Origin of the sequence: Streptomyces sp. NPDC029674 (genome assembly GCF_044903205.1) — a bacterium.
Classification (GTDB): domain Bacteria; phylum Actinomycetota; class Actinomycetes; order Streptomycetales; family Streptomycetaceae; genus Streptomyces.
The window spans coordinates 1-1,628 of sequence record NZ_JBJDPY010000053.1 but is presented as its reverse complement, the minus strand read 5'-3'; the positions used below and the strand labels follow the sequence as shown (position 1 = coordinate 1,628).

Annotated in this window: 2 protein-coding genes; both read left to right on the top strand. The window is 71.0% G+C overall.

Going from position 1 to position 1,628, the window contains the following annotated elements:
• Nucleotides 1-298: P27 family phage terminase small subunit (locus ACI2L3_RS40275; RefSeq protein ID WP_404757442.1), on the top strand; the 298-nt coding region annotated here is incomplete at its 5' end.
• 39 nt (nucleotides 299-337) lie between these two features.
• On the top strand, nucleotides 338-1,628 hold a 1,291-nt coding region (locus ACI2L3_RS40270), incomplete at its 3' end, for a terminase large subunit domain-containing protein (RefSeq protein WP_404757441.1).

The window sequence follows — 1,628 nt, the reverse complement described above, 5'->3', positions numbered from 1 at the left end:
GGCGCGCGTTGTCCCGGTTCTGCGGAACTCGGTGGGCCTCGGTGATCCGGATTGGTCGCTCGTCGTGGACTACTGCGTGTGCGTGGCCCGCCTCGAGTGGGCGGAGCACGAGCTCTCCCGAGAGGGTCTGATCGTCATGGGCCAGCGCGGCGCCGCGAAGAACCCGATGACGACGATCGCGGCCCAGTACCGCGCCCAGCTGAAGACCTACGTGCGCGAGCTCGGCCTCTCGCCGGCCGCGCGCACCGGCCTGCCGGCCCGCGAGGACGTCGGCGACGACTTCGATCCGTTCGACTGAGGGAGCTGAGGCGCACCGCCCCTGACGAGGAGGTGCGCCGTGGCCACGAAGAACCCCCTGGACGAGCTTCCCGTGCCGTACGACGCGCTCGTGGAGCTCGGCATGAGCCACGAGCAGATCCTCGAGGCGGCCGGCAAGCGACCGCACACAGTGGCGTTCCAGGCTGACCAACACCCGGACGCGTGGTTCGACGTCGCCCGCGCGCAGCGTGCGCTGCGCGCGCTCGGGGCGTTCACCCACACGAAGGGCCGCTGGGCTGGCGTTCACCTGCGCCTCGGCCAGGGCCTGGACCCCTGGCAGGTCGTCTGGATCCTCGCCCCCGTCTTCGGCTGGGTCTACTTCGACGCCGAGCTGGACCGCGTCGTGCGCGTGATCCGCCGCGTGTGGGTCGAGATCCCCCGCAAGAACGGCAAGTCGACGATCTCCTCCGCCATCTCCGGCGTCCTGCTGCTCGCGGACCAGGAGCCAGGCGCCGAGGTCTACAACGCGGCCGGCTCGAAGGACCAGGCCGCGCGAGTGTTCGAGGACGCCAAGCGGATGCTCTCGACGTCGAAGGCCGCGCGCTCGCGGGTGGAGCCGCTGAAGGACGTCGTGCGTGTCCCGCGGACGGCCTCGATCCTTCGGGTGCTCTCGTCCGTGGCGGAGACCGCGCACGGCCTGAACGTGTCTGGCGCCGTCGTGGACGAGGTCCACACGCTGCGCCGCAAGGCCGGCCTCGTGGACGCGCTGGAGACCGGCGTGGGCGCCCGCGACCAGCCGCTACTGCTGTACATCACGACGGCGGACGAGGCCGAGGACGGCACGCCGTACGACGAGAAGCACACGTACACGCTCAACGTGGCCTCCGGGATCATCTCGGACCCCTCGTTCTATGGGGTGGTCTGGGGCGCCGAGAAGGGCGACGACCCGTTCGCGGAGTCGACGTGGGCGAAGGCCTCGCCCGGCTTCCCGAAGTCGCCGAACCGGCGGTACATGGAGACCGAGGCGAAGAAGGCGCGGAACTCCCCGCGCGAGCTCGCCGTCTTCAAGCAGCTCGCGCTGAACCTGCGCACGTCGTCGACGTCGCGGTGGCTGGACATCGGCAAGTGGGACGAGCTCACGGCCCGCCCGGATCGCGCGCGGCTGCGCGGCCGCCGCGCGTGGGCGGGGCTGGACCTCTCGGCGACGTCGGACTTCACGGCGTGGGCGGTCTGGGTGGAGTCCACCCGGCCGGGCTACCAGCTCGAGCTGCTGATCGACTACTGGGTGCCCGAGGACCGTGTGGAGGCACTGCAGGAACAGCTGAAGGTACCGCTGCAGGCCTGGGTGGACCAGGGCTACGTGCACGCCA